This is a genomic window from Curtobacterium luteum (assembly GCF_014646995.1).
Taxonomy (GTDB): Bacteria; Actinomycetota; Actinomycetes; order Actinomycetales; family Microbacteriaceae; genus Curtobacterium; species Curtobacterium luteum.
Window position 1 is genome coordinate 1 of record NZ_BMOI01000029.1, and the last position, 775, is coordinate 775.

1 protein-coding gene is annotated in these 775 nt (G+C 70.5%); it reads right to left on the minus strand.

The features are described 5' to 3' along the window. Positions 1–775: polyprenol monophosphomannose synthase (locus tag IEY20_RS16930; protein WP_175327236.1), on the minus strand; the 775-nt coding region annotated here is incomplete at its 3' end.

The following is a 775-nucleotide window of genomic DNA, read 5'->3' on the forward strand; positions in this document are numbered from 1 at the left end:
CCACGTGGGCGTTGCGGCGGACGGAGGGCAGGCGGTGGTGGTCGCGGACCAGGGACCGGGCCTCGCGCAGGCGGCGGGCGATGCCCCACTTCGTGACCAACGTCAACGACTCCCGCACGATGTTGCCGCTCATCTTCGACACCCCGTGCTCCCGCTCCGTGAACGTGATCGGCGTCTCCACCACGTGCAACCCCGCCTCCAGCGCACGCCAGCACAGGTCGACCTGGAAGCAGTACCCCTTCGACGCGATCCCGTCCAGGTCGATCCGCTCCAACGCGGTCCGGGTGAACACCCGGAACCCGCCCGTGGCATCCCGCACCGCGATCCCGAGCGCGAGACGGGTGTACAGGTTCCCGCCGCGGGAGAGCGCCTCCCGGTACCACGGCCAGTTCTCGACCTGCCCGCCCTTGACCCACCGGGACCCCAGGACGAGGTCGTTGCTGTCGGCGAGCTCGAGCATCCACGGCAGGTACTCGGGGTGGTGGGAGCCGTCGGCGTCCATCTCCACGAGCCGGTCGTACCCGTGCTCGAGCCCCCACGCGAACCCGGCCAGGTACGCCCCGCCCAGGCCGTCCTTCACGGTGCGGTGCAGCACGTGCACCCGGTCGGTCTCGGACGCGAGCTGCTCGGCGATGTCACCGGTGCCGTCGGGCGAGTTGTCGTCCACGACCAGCACGTGCACCCCGTCGTCCGTGGCCGCGAGGGTGCGCGCCACGATCGGACGGATGTTCTCCGCCTCGTCGTACGTCGGGATGATGACCAGGGACTCGTTCAT